The sequence below is a fragment of the Flavobacterium movens genome, assembly GCF_039581425.1.
Lineage (GTDB): Bacteria > Bacteroidota > Bacteroidia > Flavobacteriales > Flavobacteriaceae > Flavobacterium > Flavobacterium luteolum.
The window spans coordinates 98,402-113,883 of the sequence record NZ_JBCPXY010000005.1; the positions used below are offsets into that span (position 1 = coordinate 98,402).

At 33.8% G+C, this 15,482-nt stretch carries 18 protein-coding genes; 4 read left to right on the forward strand and 14 right to left on the reverse strand.

What is annotated here, in order from left to right:
• Positions 1 to 49: 49 nt before the first annotated feature.
• Both AAYQ05_RS10735 and AAYQ05_RS10740 read right to left on the reverse strand, forming a co-directional pair.
• Positions 50 to 880, reverse strand: coding sequence for a hypothetical protein (locus AAYQ05_RS10735; RefSeq protein WP_343543246.1), 831 nt, complete (start codon positions 878 to 880; stop codon positions 50 to 52).
• Between the two features lie 331 nt (positions 881 to 1,211).
• Positions 1,212 to 1,553 (reverse strand): hypothetical protein, encoded by a 342-nt coding sequence (locus AAYQ05_RS10740; protein ID WP_177209914.1) that lies wholly within the window; start codon positions 1,551 to 1,553, stop codon positions 1,212 to 1,214.
• A gap of 189 nt (positions 1,554 to 1,742) precedes the next feature.
• Here AAYQ05_RS10740 and AAYQ05_RS10745 point away from each other — a divergent pair, with 189 nt between their 5' ends.
• Positions 1,743 to 4,565 (forward strand): PAS domain-containing sensor histidine kinase, encoded by a 2,823-nt coding sequence (locus AAYQ05_RS10745; protein WP_343543247.1) that lies wholly within the window; start codon positions 1,743 to 1,745, stop codon positions 4,563 to 4,565.
• Here the strand turns inward: AAYQ05_RS10745 and AAYQ05_RS10750 are convergent.
• Positions 4,555 to 4,986, reverse strand: coding sequence for a response regulator (locus AAYQ05_RS10750; protein ID WP_343543249.1), 432 nt, complete (start codon positions 4,984 to 4,986; stop codon positions 4,555 to 4,557). The genes AAYQ05_RS10745 and AAYQ05_RS10750 overlap by 11 nt on opposite strands.
• A 230-nt stretch (positions 4,987 to 5,216) precedes the next feature.
• Between AAYQ05_RS10750 and AAYQ05_RS10755 the strand changes: the two genes are divergently transcribed.
• On the forward strand, positions 5,217 to 5,717 hold the full coding sequence (locus tag AAYQ05_RS10755) for a pyridoxamine 5'-phosphate oxidase family protein (protein WP_281632251.1): 501 nt from the start codon (positions 5,217 to 5,219) through the stop codon (positions 5,715 to 5,717).
• Between the two features lie 281 nt (positions 5,718 to 5,998).
• Here AAYQ05_RS10755 and AAYQ05_RS10760 read toward each other — a convergent pair whose 3' ends face one another.
• From AAYQ05_RS10760 to AAYQ05_RS10770, 3 genes are all read right to left on the reverse strand, one after another.
• Complete coding sequence (locus AAYQ05_RS10760; protein ID WP_343543252.1) at positions 5,999 to 6,712, reverse strand: DUF72 domain-containing protein; 714 nt, start codon at positions 6,710 to 6,712, stop codon at positions 5,999 to 6,001.
• The gene (locus tag AAYQ05_RS10765; RefSeq protein ID WP_343543253.1) at positions 6,709 to 7,440 is read right to left on the reverse strand and encodes a DNA-formamidopyrimidine glycosylase family protein; all 732 of its coding nucleotides are present in this window, start codon (positions 7,438 to 7,440) and stop codon (positions 6,709 to 6,711) included. The genes AAYQ05_RS10760 and AAYQ05_RS10765 overlap by 4 nt, the downstream gene beginning before the upstream one ends.
• A gap of 70 nt (positions 7,441 to 7,510) precedes the next feature.
• On the reverse strand, positions 7,511 to 8,074 hold the full coding sequence (locus AAYQ05_RS10770; protein ID WP_281632248.1) for a YciE/YciF ferroxidase family protein: 564 nt from the start codon (positions 8,072 to 8,074) through the stop codon (positions 7,511 to 7,513).
• A gap of 186 nt (positions 8,075 to 8,260) precedes the next feature.
• Between AAYQ05_RS10770 and AAYQ05_RS10775 the strand changes: the two genes are divergently transcribed.
• Positions 8,261 to 8,800 carry a hypothetical protein gene (locus AAYQ05_RS10775; protein WP_343543255.1) on the forward strand — a complete coding sequence of 180 codons (540 nt, stop codon included), beginning with the start codon at positions 8,261 to 8,263 and terminating at the stop codon, positions 8,798 to 8,800.
• 70 nt (positions 8,801 to 8,870) lie between these two features.
• Here the strand turns inward: AAYQ05_RS10775 and AAYQ05_RS10780 are convergent, their stop codons facing one another.
• The 6 genes from AAYQ05_RS10780 to AAYQ05_RS10805 form a co-directional block, all read right to left on the reverse strand.
• Positions 8,871 to 9,518 carry a DUF5661 family protein gene (locus tag AAYQ05_RS10780; protein WP_343543257.1) on the reverse strand — a complete coding sequence of 216 codons (648 nt, stop codon included), beginning with the start codon at positions 9,516 to 9,518 and terminating at the stop codon, positions 8,871 to 8,873.
• A gap of 89 nt (positions 9,519 to 9,607) precedes the next feature.
• A complete protein-coding gene (locus tag AAYQ05_RS10785) occupies positions 9,608 to 9,772 on the reverse strand; it encodes a DUF1328 domain-containing protein (RefSeq protein WP_008463190.1) in 165 nt (54 codons plus the stop codon).
• A 77-nt stretch (positions 9,773 to 9,849) separates the two neighbouring features.
• Complete coding sequence (locus tag AAYQ05_RS10790; RefSeq protein ID WP_343543262.1) at positions 9,850 to 10,947, reverse strand: DNA topoisomerase IB; 1,098 nt, start codon at positions 10,945 to 10,947, stop codon at positions 9,850 to 9,852.
• 40 nt (positions 10,948 to 10,987) lie between these two features.
• Positions 10,988 to 11,227 (reverse strand): DUF7218 family protein, encoded by a 240-nt coding sequence (locus AAYQ05_RS10795; RefSeq protein ID WP_281632244.1) that lies wholly within the window; start codon positions 11,225 to 11,227, stop codon positions 10,988 to 10,990.
• A gap of 252 nt (positions 11,228 to 11,479) precedes the next feature.
• Positions 11,480 to 11,887 carry a hypothetical protein gene (locus tag AAYQ05_RS10800; RefSeq protein WP_343543264.1) on the reverse strand — a complete coding sequence of 136 codons (408 nt, stop codon included), beginning with the start codon at positions 11,885 to 11,887 and terminating at the stop codon, positions 11,480 to 11,482.
• A 208-nt stretch (positions 11,888 to 12,095) separates the two neighbouring features.
• Positions 12,096 to 12,332 carry a hypothetical protein gene (locus AAYQ05_RS10805; RefSeq protein WP_343543265.1) on the reverse strand — a complete coding sequence of 79 codons (237 nt, stop codon included), beginning with the start codon at positions 12,330 to 12,332 and terminating at the stop codon, positions 12,096 to 12,098.
• Between the two features lie 126 nt (positions 12,333 to 12,458).
• Here AAYQ05_RS10805 and AAYQ05_RS10810 point away from each other — a divergent pair, with 126 nt between their 5' ends.
• The gene (locus AAYQ05_RS10810; protein WP_343543266.1) at positions 12,459 to 13,046 is read left to right on the forward strand and encodes a DUF4142 domain-containing protein; all 588 of its coding nucleotides are present in this window, start codon (positions 12,459 to 12,461) and stop codon (positions 13,044 to 13,046) included.
• Between the two features lie 185 nt (positions 13,047 to 13,231).
• Here AAYQ05_RS10810 and AAYQ05_RS10815 read toward each other — a convergent pair whose 3' ends face one another.
• Entirely contained in the window at positions 13,232 to 14,215 is a 984-nt protein-coding gene (locus tag AAYQ05_RS10815) for an aldo/keto reductase (RefSeq protein ID WP_343543267.1), read from the reverse strand.
• Between the two features lie 129 nt (positions 14,216 to 14,344).
• Complete coding sequence (locus AAYQ05_RS10820) at positions 14,345 to 15,397, reverse strand: NAD(P)-dependent alcohol dehydrogenase (protein WP_343543268.1); 1,053 nt, start codon at positions 15,395 to 15,397, stop codon at positions 14,345 to 14,347.
• Positions 15,398 to 15,482: the final 85 nt, after the last annotated feature.

Here is a 15,482-nt window from a genome sequence, read left to right on the forward strand (position 1 = left end):
GCTCGGATGAAGCTGTTTTTTCAGAAATTGAAGAATATAATAATGCTTACTAGCTAGCTAATTTTTGATTATAAGGTTTTAATTCTAAATGCAACTTTTCTTTTAAAGTTCGCGATTGCAAGCTTCTTTTAAAGAATAGTACTGGCGACATAACTGCTCCCAAATTTATTTCTGAAAGTTTTCTGATTTCGCCTAGCTGTTTAATAGCGAAATTCAAAATCGGAACAAACGGAGTTAAATAATTGTAACTATGCTGCGCTACCTCCAACTCTAAAATATCTCGCAAAATGCTTTTCATCAGCAGATAGCGAACAGTTCCTTGCTTTGGAATTGCTTTAAGTTCCTGAAACTTCTCTCCTATTTTTAAATTCTCAGCTCCGATATAAATATAATTTCCAGATTCGCACGTAAATCTCTTTCTAACTTGAGCAATAAAATCAACATCGGCTTCTTTTGATTCTCTATTAGTTGGCATTCCAATCAATGAAAACTGAATCTGTTTGTGGCTTTCAAAATACAATACGCTATTAATTGAAGAAGAATTACTCATAATACCAGACTGCTGCTTTTTTAAGCGTTTAACAGCTCCATTTGCACCAAAACTGTGCAAAACATTTCCATTTTCGCAATAAGCAAAAAATACAGGCGCAAACGGATTAGATTCGATACTTAAATTAACGTCTTGATTAAAAGACAAATCAAAGTTGAGATACGTCATTTCTTTTTCAAAACGTACTCCAGAAATGCTTCCTTTTGCCCATTTTGATTTAATTGTCAATTTGTATTCATTGGCAGTAACACTTAAGTCTCCGCCAAAACTCTCTTTTAGATTATTAAAAACAGCATCAAAGCTTCCAGTATTTATGTAAAGTTTTTTCATTATATGGTTTTGGTTTTAATAAAGTGGTTAGTAATTATTTACGTACAAAAACTAACTTTGGTTTTTACTTCATTTCTATAATCCAAATTTCGTTTATATTTACCTTCAACCATTTATACAATTTTTAGAAGATATTTCATAATTCTTATTTAGAGTTGCTGAGATGCTAAGTTTCTAAGATTCTAAGATTTCAAAAAAATAGTGAAAAAAAAAACTTAGCATCTTAGAAACTTAGCATCTCAGCAACTTCAAAAAAAAAAGCAGCTGCCTCAAATAAATTTGAAACAACTGCTCATCAGCAAAATAAAAATACCAATCTATTTTTATTCTTTTAAGTCAATTCGTTTATGTCTGCATTTTTAGCATAATTGGCTTTCGGAATGTCTTTAAAAAATTCTGCTTCTTCCAAATCGGCCATAGGTCCGTATCCTAATAAATGAGTTCCTTTTCTTTTATCTTTTGTTTCGATAACATATAAAATTGACATGTCATCTGGATCGCTCATTCCTTCATATCGATGATGCGCCACAATAAATACATCTTCAGGATTATAAACCTCCTTAGTTTCTGAGTCTACTAAACGATCATTTTCGAATATGTAATTAGCAGTATAACCTTCCTCTTGATATCTCTTTATATTGTCGGTTTCATGTTTTGAATCTTCTCGTTTCATATCTTTTCAGTTTATCTGTTTATCAAATTTCCGTATACAAAGGAGATAAAATTAACTCAATTGATTTTAATCTTGCCTCATTCAAAAAACGACTTTAAAAGAGATTTTATTTTTTACTAATTTTAACAGAGCTAAATTCGAAATACTGAATAAAAGCCTATTAGAAATTAAACAAAAAGCAAACTATTAATGAATAAAAACCATGATTTTCTGGCCAACGGAGGCGAAATGGGAGAACTTACCCGTGCCAAAGATTGGAGCAAAACAGCAGTAGGGCCAGTAGAATATTGGCCTCAAAGTCTCCGCACGACTTTAGGCATTCTGCTAAACTCTAAATTTCCCATGTTTTTATTTTGGGGACCAGATCATATTTGCTTTTATAATGATGCTTATAGACCGAGTTTAGGAAATAACGGCAAACACCCTTCTATCCTTGGTGAAAAAGGTGCTGCTTATTGGCCAGAAATCTGGCATTTTATTCAGCCTTTAATTGATCAGGTGCTAACCAAAGGAGAAGCAACTTGGCATGAAGACCAATTATTGCCTATTTATAGAAATGGCAAAATGGAGGACGTTTACTGGACTTTTAGTTATAGTCCTGTCAATGATGACAATGGCAAAATTGCTGGTGTTCTCGTTATATGCAATGAAACAACAGAGCAAGTTCTTACTCGAAAAAAACTTGAAGAAAGTGAAAAACGCTTTAGAAACACAGTAAAACAGCTTCCGCTTGGAATCTGCGTTTTAAAAGGCCCAGATCTAATTGCAGAAATGGTTAATGCCACCTATCTTCATATTATTGACAAAGAGGAGAAAGACATTCTTGACAAACCTATTTTTGATTCGGTTCCTGAGGCAAAAGAAAAGGTTTTCCCGTTGCTGAAAAATGTTTTCGAAACTGGAACCGCCTATTTTACTGATGAACTTCCTGTGACTTTAAATCGTTATAACAAAGAGGAATTGGGCTACTTTAATCTCGTTTTTTATCCATTAAAAGATGAAAATGGTGTCATCGAAGGTGTCACCGTTGTGTCTTACGAAGTAACTGAAGAAGTAAAAGCAAGACACCTTTTGACTGAAAGCGAAAAAGCATTTAGAGAAATTGTAATGGACTCTCCTATTGCAATGGCGATATTTAGAGGAAAAGATTTTATAATCGAAATGGCCAATAAAACCATGATGCATAATATCTGGCAAAAAGAAGAAAAAGACTGTATTGGCATACCGCTATTAGAAGTTTTTCCTGAATTGAAAAATCAAAAATATCCTGAATTGCTGCTTGAAGTTCTGATTAATGGAAAAACAATCCAAGAAAATGAAGGCGTTGCTTATGTTGATATCAACGGAAAACTAAAAAAATTCTACCTTGATTATGAATATACAACACTTTATGAAAAAAATGGAACCGCCTCTGGTATTATGTGTACCGTTTATGATGTAACTGCTAAAGTCAAAGCCCGTAAAAAAATTGAAACTGCTGAAGAAAGAGCTAGACAAGCTGCCGAAATTGGCGAAATTGCAATGTGGGATTTGAATTTAAAGAACAAAAAATTAATCTACAGCGATAATATCCTTGACATTTTCGGATTTGACAAAAATAAAAAAATAGTGCATCAAGACATTCGAAGCCGTGTTATTCCTGAAGATGAACATATTGTTGCAGATGCATTTGAAAAGGCTTTACAAACGAGCATTTATAAATATGAAGCCCGAGTTTTTAAGGTGGACAATTCTATAGCTTGGATTAAAGTGCATGGCAAAATCTTTTTTGATGAAAATAATGAACCTTCAAAAATGGTGGGAACTGTTATGGATGTTACAACCGAAAAAGAAGGTCAGCAAGTTTTAGCAAAAAGTGAGAAAAAATTCAGGCTACTTGCCGACTCTATCCCTCAATTAATCTGGACAAGTGATACTTTAGGAAATCTGAATTATTTTAATGAAACTTTCTTCACCTATTCTGGATTTACAAAGGAAGAAATTGACAAAAATGGATGGCTTCAAGTCGTGCATCCAGATGATAGAGAAGAAAATGTAAAGCTTTGGATGGAATCTGTCAAAACTGGACACGAATTTCTTTTTGTGCATCGTTTTAAGCGATATGATGGCGAATACAGATGGCAGCTGAGTCGTGCTATTCCGCAATTGGACGAACTTGGAAAGGTACAAATGTGGGTTGGAACCAGTACCGATATAGAAGAACAGAAGAATATTACCAATAAATTGGAAGAACAGATTATTGAACGCACCACACAGCTGGAACTTACCAATAGAGACCTTGTCAATATGAATATTGAACTGCAATCATTTGCTTATATTTCTAGCCACGACCTTCAAGAACCATTACGAAAAATACAGACTTTTGCAAGCCGATTATCTGACTTAGATGAGCAGAATATTTCGGCGAATGCCAAAACCTATTTAGCAAGAATTGAGTTTTCGGCAAAGAAAATGCAAAATCTAATACAGGATTTACTAACCTATTCCCGCGCCAATTCTGCCGATCGAGTTTTTACAACGGTTAAAATAGACGAAATTGCCGACGAAGTAATTGGTGATTTTTCGGATCGAATTGAAGAAAAAAATGCTGTAGTTGAATATCATGATTTAGGAGAAGCTACTCTTATACAATTTCAGTTTAGACAGCTGCTTCATAATTTAGTAGAAAATGCCTTAAAATTTTCGCGTCCAGGTGTTCCTCCAAAAGTAAAAATAAAGGTTACAAAAGTTGACGGAAAATCGGTTCCAAATGCTGAATTTAAAGACAAAATGTACCATCATCTCCAAGTTTCGGATAACGGAATTGGTTTTGAATTGATTTATAAAGAAAAAATCTTTGAAGTTTTCCAGCGCTTAAACACCGAAAGCGAATACAAAGGAACAGGAATCGGTCTTGCAATAGTGAAAAAAATCGTAGAAAACCACAAAGGCGTAATTACAGTTTCGAGTGAAAAAGGTAAAGGCTCGGTTTTTAATATTTATATTCCCGATTTATCAGAAATTAATATTTAAATACAAAATTAGATTTGTTCGGAATAAATTTATCCCAGTCAATCTTCATAGCGTGTTCTATTGCTTTTATAATATCGCTCATTAAAACTGGTTTGGTAATAAAGCAGTTGGCTCCAAGATTAAGACATCTCTCAATGTTGCCCGGTTCACTCGATGTTGAATAAATCACAACAGGAATGTCTTTTTTATCATCAGATTTTCTAAGTTCTTCCAAAACATCAAAACCATTTTTTCCTGGCATATTTAAATCCAAGAAAATAACAGACGGAACAACAGATGAATCTGAAAGCGCATTCAGAAAATTTTGACTTCCTGAATAGGTTTGCAAATTGATATTCTGAGGTATAGATTCTACGGCATCAGCAAAAATACACAAATCATCTTCGTCATCATCGGTATAGAATATGGTAAAATCTGTCATGGTATTTTAGGCTTAGAAGTTTATTTTTCCAAATATAGTGCAATTTTATGTAACAAAAGGCAGAACCGCCCGAGTTTGTTACAAAACAAATAGAAATCTCATAATTTATAAGTTTAATTATATAAATTAAAAAAGTACAAAAAGCACCAACTTTACTTTCTACATTTTTCAGACAATATCTTACTGTCAGTCAAATAATTAAATATAAAAAAACTTAAAAAAATAACGTTATGGGCGATCATAAAGACCTTACAGATGAATTTGCTGTTGATAAGATAAAAGATCTTGCTGAGCATATTAAAACGTGTATGTTTTGTACATACAATGAATATAGATTACAGTCACGACCAATGTCTGTTCAGAAAATTGACGATTTGGGAAACTTATGGTTTTTATCTGACCGAAACAGCAGTCAGAATGCAGAAATTACATTAAACCCAATGGTTGAAATCTTCTTTTCTGAACCGCATGATAAATTTCTAACACTTCACGGAACCGCAAGCATTTCATACGACAGGGAAACTATCGAAAAATTATGGAATCCTATTGTGAAAATCTGGATGCCTGGCGGTGTCGATGATCCAAATTTGAGTGTGATTAAAGTAGTTCCCGAAGATGGATATTATTGGAACAACAAAAATGGAAAAATGGTTGCCATTGCAAAAATGACCGCTGCTTTTGTAACAGGAAAAACCATGGATGACGGAATTGAAGGAAGTTTGAAATTGTAGTTTTCTGTTTAACCGCAAAGATTATTTAACCGCAAAGAGCGCAAAGGTTTACGCTAAGTTCGCTAAGATTTTTTCTTTTGTGTGCTTTGCGTAAATCTTTGTGCTCTTTGTGGTTAATTTTTTTTTTGCCATTCCCGATAGTTATCGGGATAAAAGATTAAATTGAATCTGTTTAAATCTACATATACCAAGAACAGCTTTGCGAACTTTTTTACGTTTGCATTAAGTCTTCAAAACAAAAAACCTTTGCGCACTTTGCGGTTAAAAAAACAAGAAAGACTCTAACCATTCATTCTTTTTAACTCCAAGGCATTCAAAATTCCTGCTTCGCTTGCTGTGTTATTAAAATAAATAAAACCTTTTTTGGAATTAATTTCACGGTTTATTTTAGTCAATTCTTCAGTAGAATAACTGGAATAAAACAATTTTGGAACTCCGTGAAATCGCATATAGAAGAGTGGAAAATCTTTAAAAATAGTTTGAGGAAGATTAGGATGGCTCACACTGCAAAATGTAATATTATTTTCTTTGAAAACATTCCACACCTCGTCATTCCACCAGCTTTCATGACGAAATTCGACCACATTTTTAAAATTATAATCTAGGCTATTGATTATAGTTTCTAATTTTTCTCGACTAAAAATATAACTCGGAGGAAATTGAAATAAAACTACCGCAAGTTTTTCCTTCATACCTACTTTACAGATCTCATAAAAGTCATTCAATAGTGTTTCACATTCTTGCAGTTTTTTGATATGAGTAATTTCTTTGGGTACTTTTACAGAAAACAAAAAAGATTCAGGCGTTTTATTGTACCAATTTTGAAAAATTCTTACTGTCGGAAATTTATAAAAACTACCGTTAAATTCGTAAGTATCAAAATGATGGCAATAAAACTCAAACCATTGCTTTGAAGGCAGGTTTTGAGGATAAAAAATATTTTTCCAGAAACTGTTGTAAAAGCTTGAACATCCTATTATTACTTGATTTTTCATTTGTATAGTTGTTGACAATTGGTGCAGAAAAAACTTCTGCGTTTTCGCTCTCCCGTCTGTTTTCTTTGAAACGGCAGATTACATCGCAAACAAATACTTTTGGTATAAGCTTCCCAATGTTGTTTCAGTTCGAATTTCTTTTTCCAATACAAAAATTCAAAACTATAGGTAGAACATTCTGCAATAAGCTCACTAATAACGTGAGGCGGAATTTTCTCTACAATCGATTCTGGATGTACATAACAGCGGTACAAAACTTCATTTTTAATGATATTACCTACTCCAGAAAAAATTTCCTGATCTAGAATTACATCACAAATCATTTTGTTTTCCATTTTGTCGACACTAGCTTTTGCCTTTTTCGGATTCCAATTTTCATTCATTACATCGACACTCCAATCGTAATGTGAATTGACATCGCCTTCTAAAATTTTAACTGAGCAGGTGTAGAAATTGATCTCTCCATTCTCAAAAACTAAACTCAATCTTGGTTTTGAATCTTTGCGTTCATTAATTCGATACGTTCCGAACATTAACATATGAATTTTCACTGTAAAGGAATCAAAACAGATTAAAAAATGTTTTCCCCAGGTTTTAAAAGCAAGAACGGTTTTATCCTTCAGGCGAGAAATATCAATATGGGCATTTCCAGATACAGAAATTATTTTCTGTCCGGCAAATTGCTGCACTTCTTCTTTTAAGATTACTATAGACGGACCTTCGGGCATATACTGAATTTTTTATTTAACTAAAAAAGTGCAGATTTAGAACTGCACTTTTATTTCATTTCTTAATCTGCTATTCAAGTTCAGCAGCTTCAAGATTTACTGCGTTTACAGCGACTTCTGTAAGGGTTTTATCGGCTCCTTTTTCTTCGTCGAGCGTTTGTTCTAATAAAGTTGCCGCTTCTGGCAGACCTAGCGTTTCTGCAAATTGTCTTAAAGTACCATAAGTAGCAATTTCATAATGCTCAATTTTCTGACTTGCTGCAATAATTGCTGCATCTCGCACTACACCAAGTTCGGTTTCCTCGAGCATTCCTTTGGCTTCTTCAATTAAACCTTCCATTGCGTCGCATTTTTTTGCTGTTGCTTTTTTACCAATAATTTTAAAAATTTCTTCCAAACGAATAATCTGTTCTTCGGTTTCGGTTAAATGATTGTCAATCGCGTCTTTCAATTCAACAGAAGAAGCATTTTTAACCATTACAGGCAAAGCTTTGGTCAGTGCTTTTTCTGCCCAATAAATATCTTTTAATCCGTCTTCAAATAATTCTGTTAATCCTGAAGCAGCATTCGACTTCGGCTTGGTAACTCCTCTCGGCGTAGTTTCTTTTGCGTTTTTACTATCTGTAGTTTTCATGGTAATAGTTTTTATGATTAATATGCTGGTAAAATTACTGCCTGTACAATCAGACTGGTTATATGATTACAAGTTAAAATTCTATTCTAAACATCTGTTAATTATAGAATTACACTCTATAATTTTATAATATAATCCGTCAGCTTCATGCTAGCTTTGTATATATAATCATAAAAAACAGCGACCATGAGTACTATAGATAAAAACAACGGCACAAATAAAGATTTCAGAGATCATTTCTCAGATGACCGAAATCTGGCAGAAGATCTTAAAAACGATATTAGAAAACCGGATACCGATAATCGTGAAATTGCAGAACGAGGATATACGGTAAGAAATGGCTTCAATCCGAACCGACCTAATCCAGATCAGGAGGATTTTGCCGATGATGATTTGGATGATTTAAATGACGATTTTCATAAGGACAGGGATTTAGAAGACAATAACGGTGATATTTATGAAGTCGAATTGGAAGATGATTTCGAAGAAAACGACGAATTTGACAATCCTTCAGATTTAACCGAAGAAGAATATGATTTTAATGAAACTGAAGACGTCTTGGAAGATCTTGACGAAGACGAAGACGAAGATGATGATGAAGACGATGAAGAAGAGTACATAGAAGAAGATATTGACGAGGACGACGACACCGATTACATCGAGGATGATGTTCAGGAAGATAAGGATGACGATAGATATCCAGAAAATGATCCCCGTCGATTCTAATTTTTTTTAAAAGGATAAAAAACCGTCTCGTTGAATAACAAGACGGTTTTTTTGAGTTTAAAATTTAACACTAATCTCCAATAATTTTCAATACTGGAATATCGTCCATACGCGCCAAACGCTCGGCTAATCCAGCTTTGGCTTCGTTAAGCTCCTGTTCTGCTTTCCCTAATTCTTTATACCATTTTTCCTTGCCAACTGACGATGATTCTATTTTTCTAACAATTTCATAAATCTCGCCCTCAGCTTCCATCACTTTTAATCTTTTATAATACGTTAGACTTTCGGTCATGTGTGCAAGCGCAATCATAGCCGTCAAAAACGGATGGTTATTGGTAACATTTACATCTTTTACCCTTCCGTGCTCCAACTCTACTTTTAATGCAAAAGCAAATTCTTCCATATTAAAAGCTTCATATTTGCTTTTCGGATCCAGGTAGGCTTTTATTGCATGAACATTATTCATTGTAGAAAGATCAACATCGGTGTGTTTTTTATCATTTAAATCCTTAAAAACTACATTTGCAATAGCTCGCGCTTCTGCAGTTGTCGGATCGTTTTTAGGATTTTCAAAATCACGCACCGACCAATCCCAATCTTTAGGATGAACAGGTTTTATATACTTTTCACAAAAATCTGTCACATCATTTTTAAGGCTTACCATTTTGTCTTCTCTTTTAATATAAACATCCTGATAAGCACCGCTTTTTGTTCCCATGATTTGCTTTTTTTTAATCAAACCACAAACGACACATCTTCGAAATAAGATGTGCCGTTTTGATTTTTTTGTATTTACTGATACTTCTTCTATACTCTTGTTGATCTTCCGCTTATTAAAGAAATAACGAAAAGAACTAAAAATATAAAGAATAAAATTTTAGCTATACTAGCGGCTCCAGCGGCAATTCCACCGAAACCAAATATTCCCGCCACTATGGCTAGAATAATAAAAGTGACTGTCCAACGTAACATAATAATAGTTTTTTAGTTAATAATGATTTTGTTTGTAATTCAAACTTTTAAGCTTTTTAAGAGATGCAGTAACTCTTTTATTGACAAGGCGATTCTAGATTGATCTGATAATTCTGAATCAATTCTGAAAATGCTATTTCTGATTTTGTAAAATACTTTTTTGTGCTTCGGCTTTTCTTGGCTATATCAAAATATTTCTGAATAGAGCCGTCTTCATAAGTCGAAATTAAAAGTGGATGAACGTAATAATCTTTACATACTTTTCTTGTATTTCCAAGTGCTTCGGCGGTTAAATCGAAAGCAGTTATAATGTTCTGTTTGCTTTCTTTTTCGTCATTTGTAATTCCGAGCTCCATTAAACTTTCGAAAAAAATAATCGAGGCTGCCCAGGTTCTAAAATCTTTTGCACTAAAATCTTCTCCCGAAATAGTATGTAAATACTCGTTAACCATATGGCTGTCGAGTACTTTCTTTTCGCCATTTTTATCGTAATATTTAAAAACTTCCCAACCTGGAATTTCTTCGCATCGGCTTACCAGTTTGATCAATTGTTTATTTCGAGTCGTAATGGTATGCTGTACTCCTTTTTTTCCAATAAATTCAAATCGAAGCGAATTCTTATTGATATTAATATGGCGTTTTCTTAAAGTCGAAAGTCCGTACGATTTATTGTCTTTGGCATATTTCTCATTTCCAATCCGAATGTGTGTCTCTTCCATTAACCGAATCACCAAAGCAATTACTTTCTCTTTTGACCATTCTTTCTTTTCTAAATCAATATCGACCTGTTTTCTAATTAAAGGAAGCTTAGCGCCAAACGAAGCAATTTTGTAAAACTTGGTTTGGTTTCGTATCAAATTCCATCTCGGATGATAACGGTATTGTTTTCTATTTTTAAGATCGGTTCCTACTGCTTGCAAATGCCCGTTTGTTACATCTGTAATTCTAACATTTTCCCAAGCTGGCGGAAGCACTAAGCTATTAATGCGTTTAATTTCATTTTTATTTTTAAGGCTTCTTCCGTTCTTTTTATAAACGAAATTCTCACCTTCGCGACAGCGTACAATCGTCAATTGATGATCATTGATGTACTCCAAATCCAGTTTTTCGATGACCAAATGTGGAGCTTTAATCAGCTGATTCATTAAGATTTCTTTTCTAGCTGCAGCATTCATGATATTTAAAATTTTATCACATTAAAACTTATTTATTATTTTAATTATTTCTTAGAGACTCAATTAAACCTCTTTTGTTCATATAAGATCTTCCTTTTATGCCTACTTTACTGGCTTGTTTCAGAAGTTCTTCTTTTGTCCATTCTTCATACGGTTTTGCTTTTCCGCCCTTTTTACCTGCGTCTGGTGTATTGGCAATTCGAGCCGATTTTTCTTTGCTGTATCCTTTTTTTACCAATGCTTCATATTGCGCTTCATTCTTAATTCTTGGATCTGGCATGACTTTAAATTTTAAGGGTTTAAATTCTAAAAATCTGATAAGTCAAAGTTCCTCAAAATGTTAAGCGAATCTGTTATAGAATTTTGGCTCGATATTTCATATTTGTAGGATGGGAATTGTGTAAGGGGAAATGTAAAATGTTTTTTGTGTGATTTGTGATTTGTGATTTGTGATTTGTGAAATGTTAGATGTTGGTTGCAAAAAAAAATCCCAGCTCTTTTGGAGTTGGGATTATAATTATCTTTTCTAATCTTATTTTTCTAAATGGCAGTATCCTTTTAATTTAATTGTTTTTAAAGCAGTTACAAATTGATTTTGAGTTTTCTCTTTTAAATCAAAACCATAGAAAGCCATTTTTACCTTATTAAAATTTTTAGAATTTCCTTTTAAACTATCAATATAAATACCTGTTGAACCAAATTCTACATTAGTGGGTATTGTTATTTTAGCTTTAAAACAATCTATGGAATAAAAAACAGATTTATATTTTTGATATTTTCCAAAATCAATATCTCCAGACAAAGAATCAACAACTAAATGTTTCGTTTTTTTCAAAAGTTCTTTTTGCTTTTTAGTTAACTCTGCATAAGGTTGTTTATCAAAAACTAATGAAAAATCATTTGAAGCATCTCCAGAATATAAGCCAATATCAAAAATCAAAGAATCTCTTTCTGGTGTAATTATTCCACCAACATAACTATCAGTTCCTTTAAATTCTAATTTATTCCATTGCTTTGGAACTGTTATTTCAAAATCACCAAAGTCGATGGTTTTATATTTTTTCTTCTGTTCGCATGAAACTATTAGAATTGAACTAAAATTATAAAAAGTATCTTTTTCATTTAATATTAAATAAAATCTCTAAATACTATTTAGAAAGTCCTTCTTCAGTTATGTATTTAAATTCGTAATCACTATCTAAAATAATACCTCGTACCCTAATAAATGTCCCGAATTGTCCTCTCCAATCTTCGATATCATTTTCTTTTGGTGTATCCCAACGAATCAGTCCACAAAAAAATGATTGATCTTCTTTATCTCTTATGACAATACCAGATTCGTTTTCTAAAGAACCTTTCATGCCATAAATAAAATCTTTTTCCATTTTAAATTGATTTTAGGCTAATATAAAAATTTACATCTTAATCCTATAACAATCTCTCAAAATCCTGTAAGACATTCCTGTAACTACTCCATAATTTTACATTATAACATTTAAACTATTAAAATCATGAAAAAGTTACTATTAGCCGGAAAAGCCATTTTAGGAGCAGGACTTATTATTATATTCCTTCAATCTTGTAAAAACGAAACCAAACAAGAAGATCCAAAAGAAGTTGCAGAAGATGCAAACGAAGCAAAATTTGATTCTATTGATAGCAAAGAAGATGATTCTGAATTTTTGGTAGATCAAGCTGAAATTAATTTGGCTGAAATCGAAATCGGTAAACTGGCACAAACAAAAAGTACAAATCCTGAAGTGAAAAAATTTGGTAAAATGCTTGTTGATGAGCACACTAAATCGGCTTCCGAAGTAAGTGCTTTAGCAAAAGCGAAAAACTTTACTCTTCCAACTTCTCTAACTGAGGAAGGACAAGAAGAATACAATAAATTAAACGAAAAATCTGGTGTTGATTTTGATAAAAAATTCGCCGATATGATGATTGATGGTCACGAAAAAGCGATCAAAAAGCTTCAAGATGCAACTAAAAATGCCGTTGACGAGGATGTAAAAACTTGGGCTTCTAATAATATTGCAGGTTTAACAGCGCATTTGGAACACGCTAAATTGCTGAAACAAAACCTAGACAAAAAGTAAAATGAATTAAGACGCTAAGATTCTAAGGTTCTGAGATTCTAAGTATAAAGTATCTAAGAACCTCAAATCTTTGCTAAAAACCCCCTCAAGAGTTGAATTGCTTGAGGGGGTTTCCTTTTTAGATGCTAAGATTCTAAGTTTTCTCCTAGTTGCTTAATATCTTAGCGTCTTAGAATCTCAGAAACTTACTTCCCAGCTATCTTCTGCAAATGCTCTGGGTATCGCGAGCCTTCTATTGTTATTTTTGATGCGGCATCGTTAATTTCTGAAAGGTCGCTGGCAGAAAGCACTAAATTTAATGCGCCGAGGTTTTCTTCTAAACGATGTAATTTTGTGGTTCCTGGAATTGGTGCAATCCAAGGTTTTTGTGCTAAAATCCACGCAAGTGCAATTTGTGCATTTGTTGCACCTCTATCGGCAGCCATTTTTCCTAATAGATCTACAAACGTTTGATTTGCTTTTCTAGCTTCAGGAGCAAAACGAGGCAATGTATTTCTAAAATCGGTGCTGTCAAATTGTGTGTTTGCATCAATTTTTGCAGTTAAAAAACCTCTTCCTAACGGACTAAAAGGCACAAAACCAATTCCTAATTCTTCTAAAACAGGTAGAATTTCTTCTTCTGGAGTTCTCCACCAAAGTGAATATTCGCTTTGCAGTGCGGTAACAGGCTGAACAGCATGCGCACGGCGAATACTTTCTACGCCAGCTTCAGAGAGTCCAAAATGTTTTACTTTTCCTTCCTGAATTAAATCTTTTATGGTTCCGGCAACATCTTCCATAGGCACATTCGGATCAACGCGATGCTGATAATACAAATCGATTACATCAGTATTTAATCTTTTTAACGAACCTTCAATGCTTTTTCTAATCCATTCTGGACGGCTGTCTAATCCTTTTTTAGAATCGCCTTCCAAAAAGCCGAATTTTGTTGCAATGACAACTTTATCTCTGAAAGGCGCTAAAGCCTCTCCTAAAAGTTCTTCGTTCAAAAATGGTCCGTAACATTCAGCCGTATCAAAAAAAGTAATTCCTTTTTCATAAGCAGAACGAAGCAGACTTATCATTTCATTTTTATCATGAGCTGGACCGTATCCAAAACTCATTCCCATGCAGCCGAGTCCCAATGCTGAGACTTCTAAACCGCTATTTCCTAGTTTTCTTGTTTGCATTTTTTAAGGTTCTAAGGTTCTGAGATACTAAGGAGCTAAGCTTTTTTTAAAGTTTTTAAGGCGTTGAGATACTAAGCTTCTAAGCTTTTCTTTTAACTCAGAAGCTTAGTACCTCAGAACCTTAGCACCTTATTTAAGCGATGCCATATCAATCACAAAACGGTACTTAATATCTCCTTTTAATAATCTTTCGTAGGCATCGTTTACATCATTAACGCCAATTACTTCAACATCGGCAGTAATATTGTGTTCGGCACAGAAATCAAGCATTTCTTGAGTTTCTGCGATTCCTCCAATGGCAGAACCAGCGAAGCTTCTTCTTCCTAAAATAAGGCTGAAAGAAGTTACAGGAAGCGGATCCATTGGCGCTCCAACTAAAGTTAAAGTTCCGTCTACTTTTAGTAAACTTAAATAAGAATCGATGTTGTGTTCAGCAGAAACGCAGTCTAAGATAAAATTCATGCTTTTGGCGTGTTTTGCCATTTGCTCTGGATCTGTAGACAAAATAACCTCATCAGCACCCAAACGTTTTGCATCTTCTACTTTAGATAAAGAAGTTGTTAGAACAACCACATGAGCTCCCATAGCTTTTGCTAATTTGATTCCCATATGTCCTAAACCTCCGATACCAACAATTCCAACTGTTTGACCAGGACCAACTTTCCAGTGTCTTAACGGAGAATATGTTGTGATTCCTGCGCATAATAATGGCGCAACAGCAGAAAGTTCTAACTTATCTGAAATATGAAGTACAAAATTTTCATCGACTACAATACTTTGAGAATAACCTCCAAAAGTTTGTCCGCCTAAATGTTTATCAGGAGAATTGAATGTTAAGATGCTTCCTGGATCACAATATTGCTCCAATCCTTCTTTACATTGCTCACATTCTCTGCAAGAATCGACCATACATCCAACTCCCGCCAAATCGCCAACTTTGAAACCTTTTACGTGATCTCCCACTTTTGTTACACGACCTACAATCTCATGTCCCGGAACAATCGGATAAATAGTGCCATGCCATTCGTTTCTAGCCGAATGCAAATCTGAGTGGCAGATTCCGCAATACAAAATTTCTATTTCAACATCATGCGCCTGTACAGCTCTTCTTTTAATATCTAAAGTTTTTAATGGTGCTTCGGCAGCTACTGTACCAAAGGCTTTAATGTCTTTTGTTTCCATATTTTTTTTATAGTTTGTTGTTAATTGTTTTTTGTTTGAAGTTTCAGGTTTCAGGTTTCAGGTTTCAGGTTTCAGGTTTCAGGTT

Bases quoted from the DNA above. Each gene is read 5' to 3' on its own strand.
- AAYQ05_RS10735 (WP_343543246.1), bottom strand. From the start codon at position 880: ATGAAAAAACTTTACATAAATACTGGAAGCTTTGATGCTGTTTTTAAT.
- AAYQ05_RS10740 (WP_177209914.1), bottom strand. From the start codon at position 1,553: ATGAAACGAGAAGATTCAAAACATGAAACCGACAATATAAAGAGATAT.
- AAYQ05_RS10745 (WP_343543247.1), top strand. From the start codon at position 1,743: ATGAATAAAAACCATGATTTTCTGGCCAACGGAGGCGAAATGGGAGAA.
- AAYQ05_RS10750 (WP_343543249.1), bottom strand. From the start codon at position 4,986: ATGACAGATTTTACCATATTCTATACCGATGATGACGAAGATGATTTG.
- AAYQ05_RS10755 (WP_281632251.1), top strand. From the start codon at position 5,217: ATGGGCGATCATAAAGACCTTACAGATGAATTTGCTGTTGATAAGATA.
- AAYQ05_RS10760 (WP_343543252.1), bottom strand. From the start codon at position 6,712: ATGAAAAATCAAGTAATAATAGGATGTTCAAGCTTTTACAACAGTTTC.
- AAYQ05_RS10765 (WP_343543253.1), bottom strand. From the start codon at position 7,440: ATGCCCGAAGGTCCGTCTATAGTAATCTTAAAAGAAGAAGTGCAGCAA.
- AAYQ05_RS10770 (WP_281632248.1), bottom strand. From the start codon at position 8,074: ATGAAAACTACAGATAGTAAAAACGCAAAAGAAACTACGCCGAGAGGA.
- AAYQ05_RS10775 (WP_343543255.1), top strand. From the start codon at position 8,261: ATGAGTACTATAGATAAAAACAACGGCACAAATAAAGATTTCAGAGAT.
- AAYQ05_RS10780 (WP_343543257.1), bottom strand. From the start codon at position 9,518: ATGGGAACAAAAAGCGGTGCTTATCAGGATGTTTATATTAAAAGAGAA.
- AAYQ05_RS10785 (WP_008463190.1), bottom strand. From the start codon at position 9,772: ATGTTACGTTGGACAGTCACTTTTATTATTCTAGCCATAGTGGCGGGA.
- AAYQ05_RS10790 (WP_343543262.1), bottom strand. From the start codon at position 10,947: ATGAATGCTGCAGCTAGAAAAGAAATCTTAATGAATCAGCTGATTAAA.
- AAYQ05_RS10795 (WP_281632244.1), bottom strand. From the start codon at position 11,227: ATGCCAGATCCAAGAATTAAGAATGAAGCGCAATATGAAGCATTGGTA.
- AAYQ05_RS10805 (WP_343543265.1), bottom strand. From the start codon at position 12,332: ATGGAAAAAGATTTTATTTATGGCATGAAAGGTTCTTTAGAAAACGAA.
- AAYQ05_RS10810 (WP_343543266.1), top strand. From the start codon at position 12,459: ATGAAAAAGTTACTATTAGCCGGAAAAGCCATTTTAGGAGCAGGACTT.
- AAYQ05_RS10815 (WP_343543267.1), bottom strand. From the start codon at position 14,215: ATGCAAACAAGAAAACTAGGAAATAGCGGTTTAGAAGTCTCAGCATTG.
- AAYQ05_RS10820 (WP_343543268.1), bottom strand. From the start codon at position 15,397: ATGGAAACAAAAGACATTAAAGCCTTTGGTACAGTAGCTGCCGAAGCA.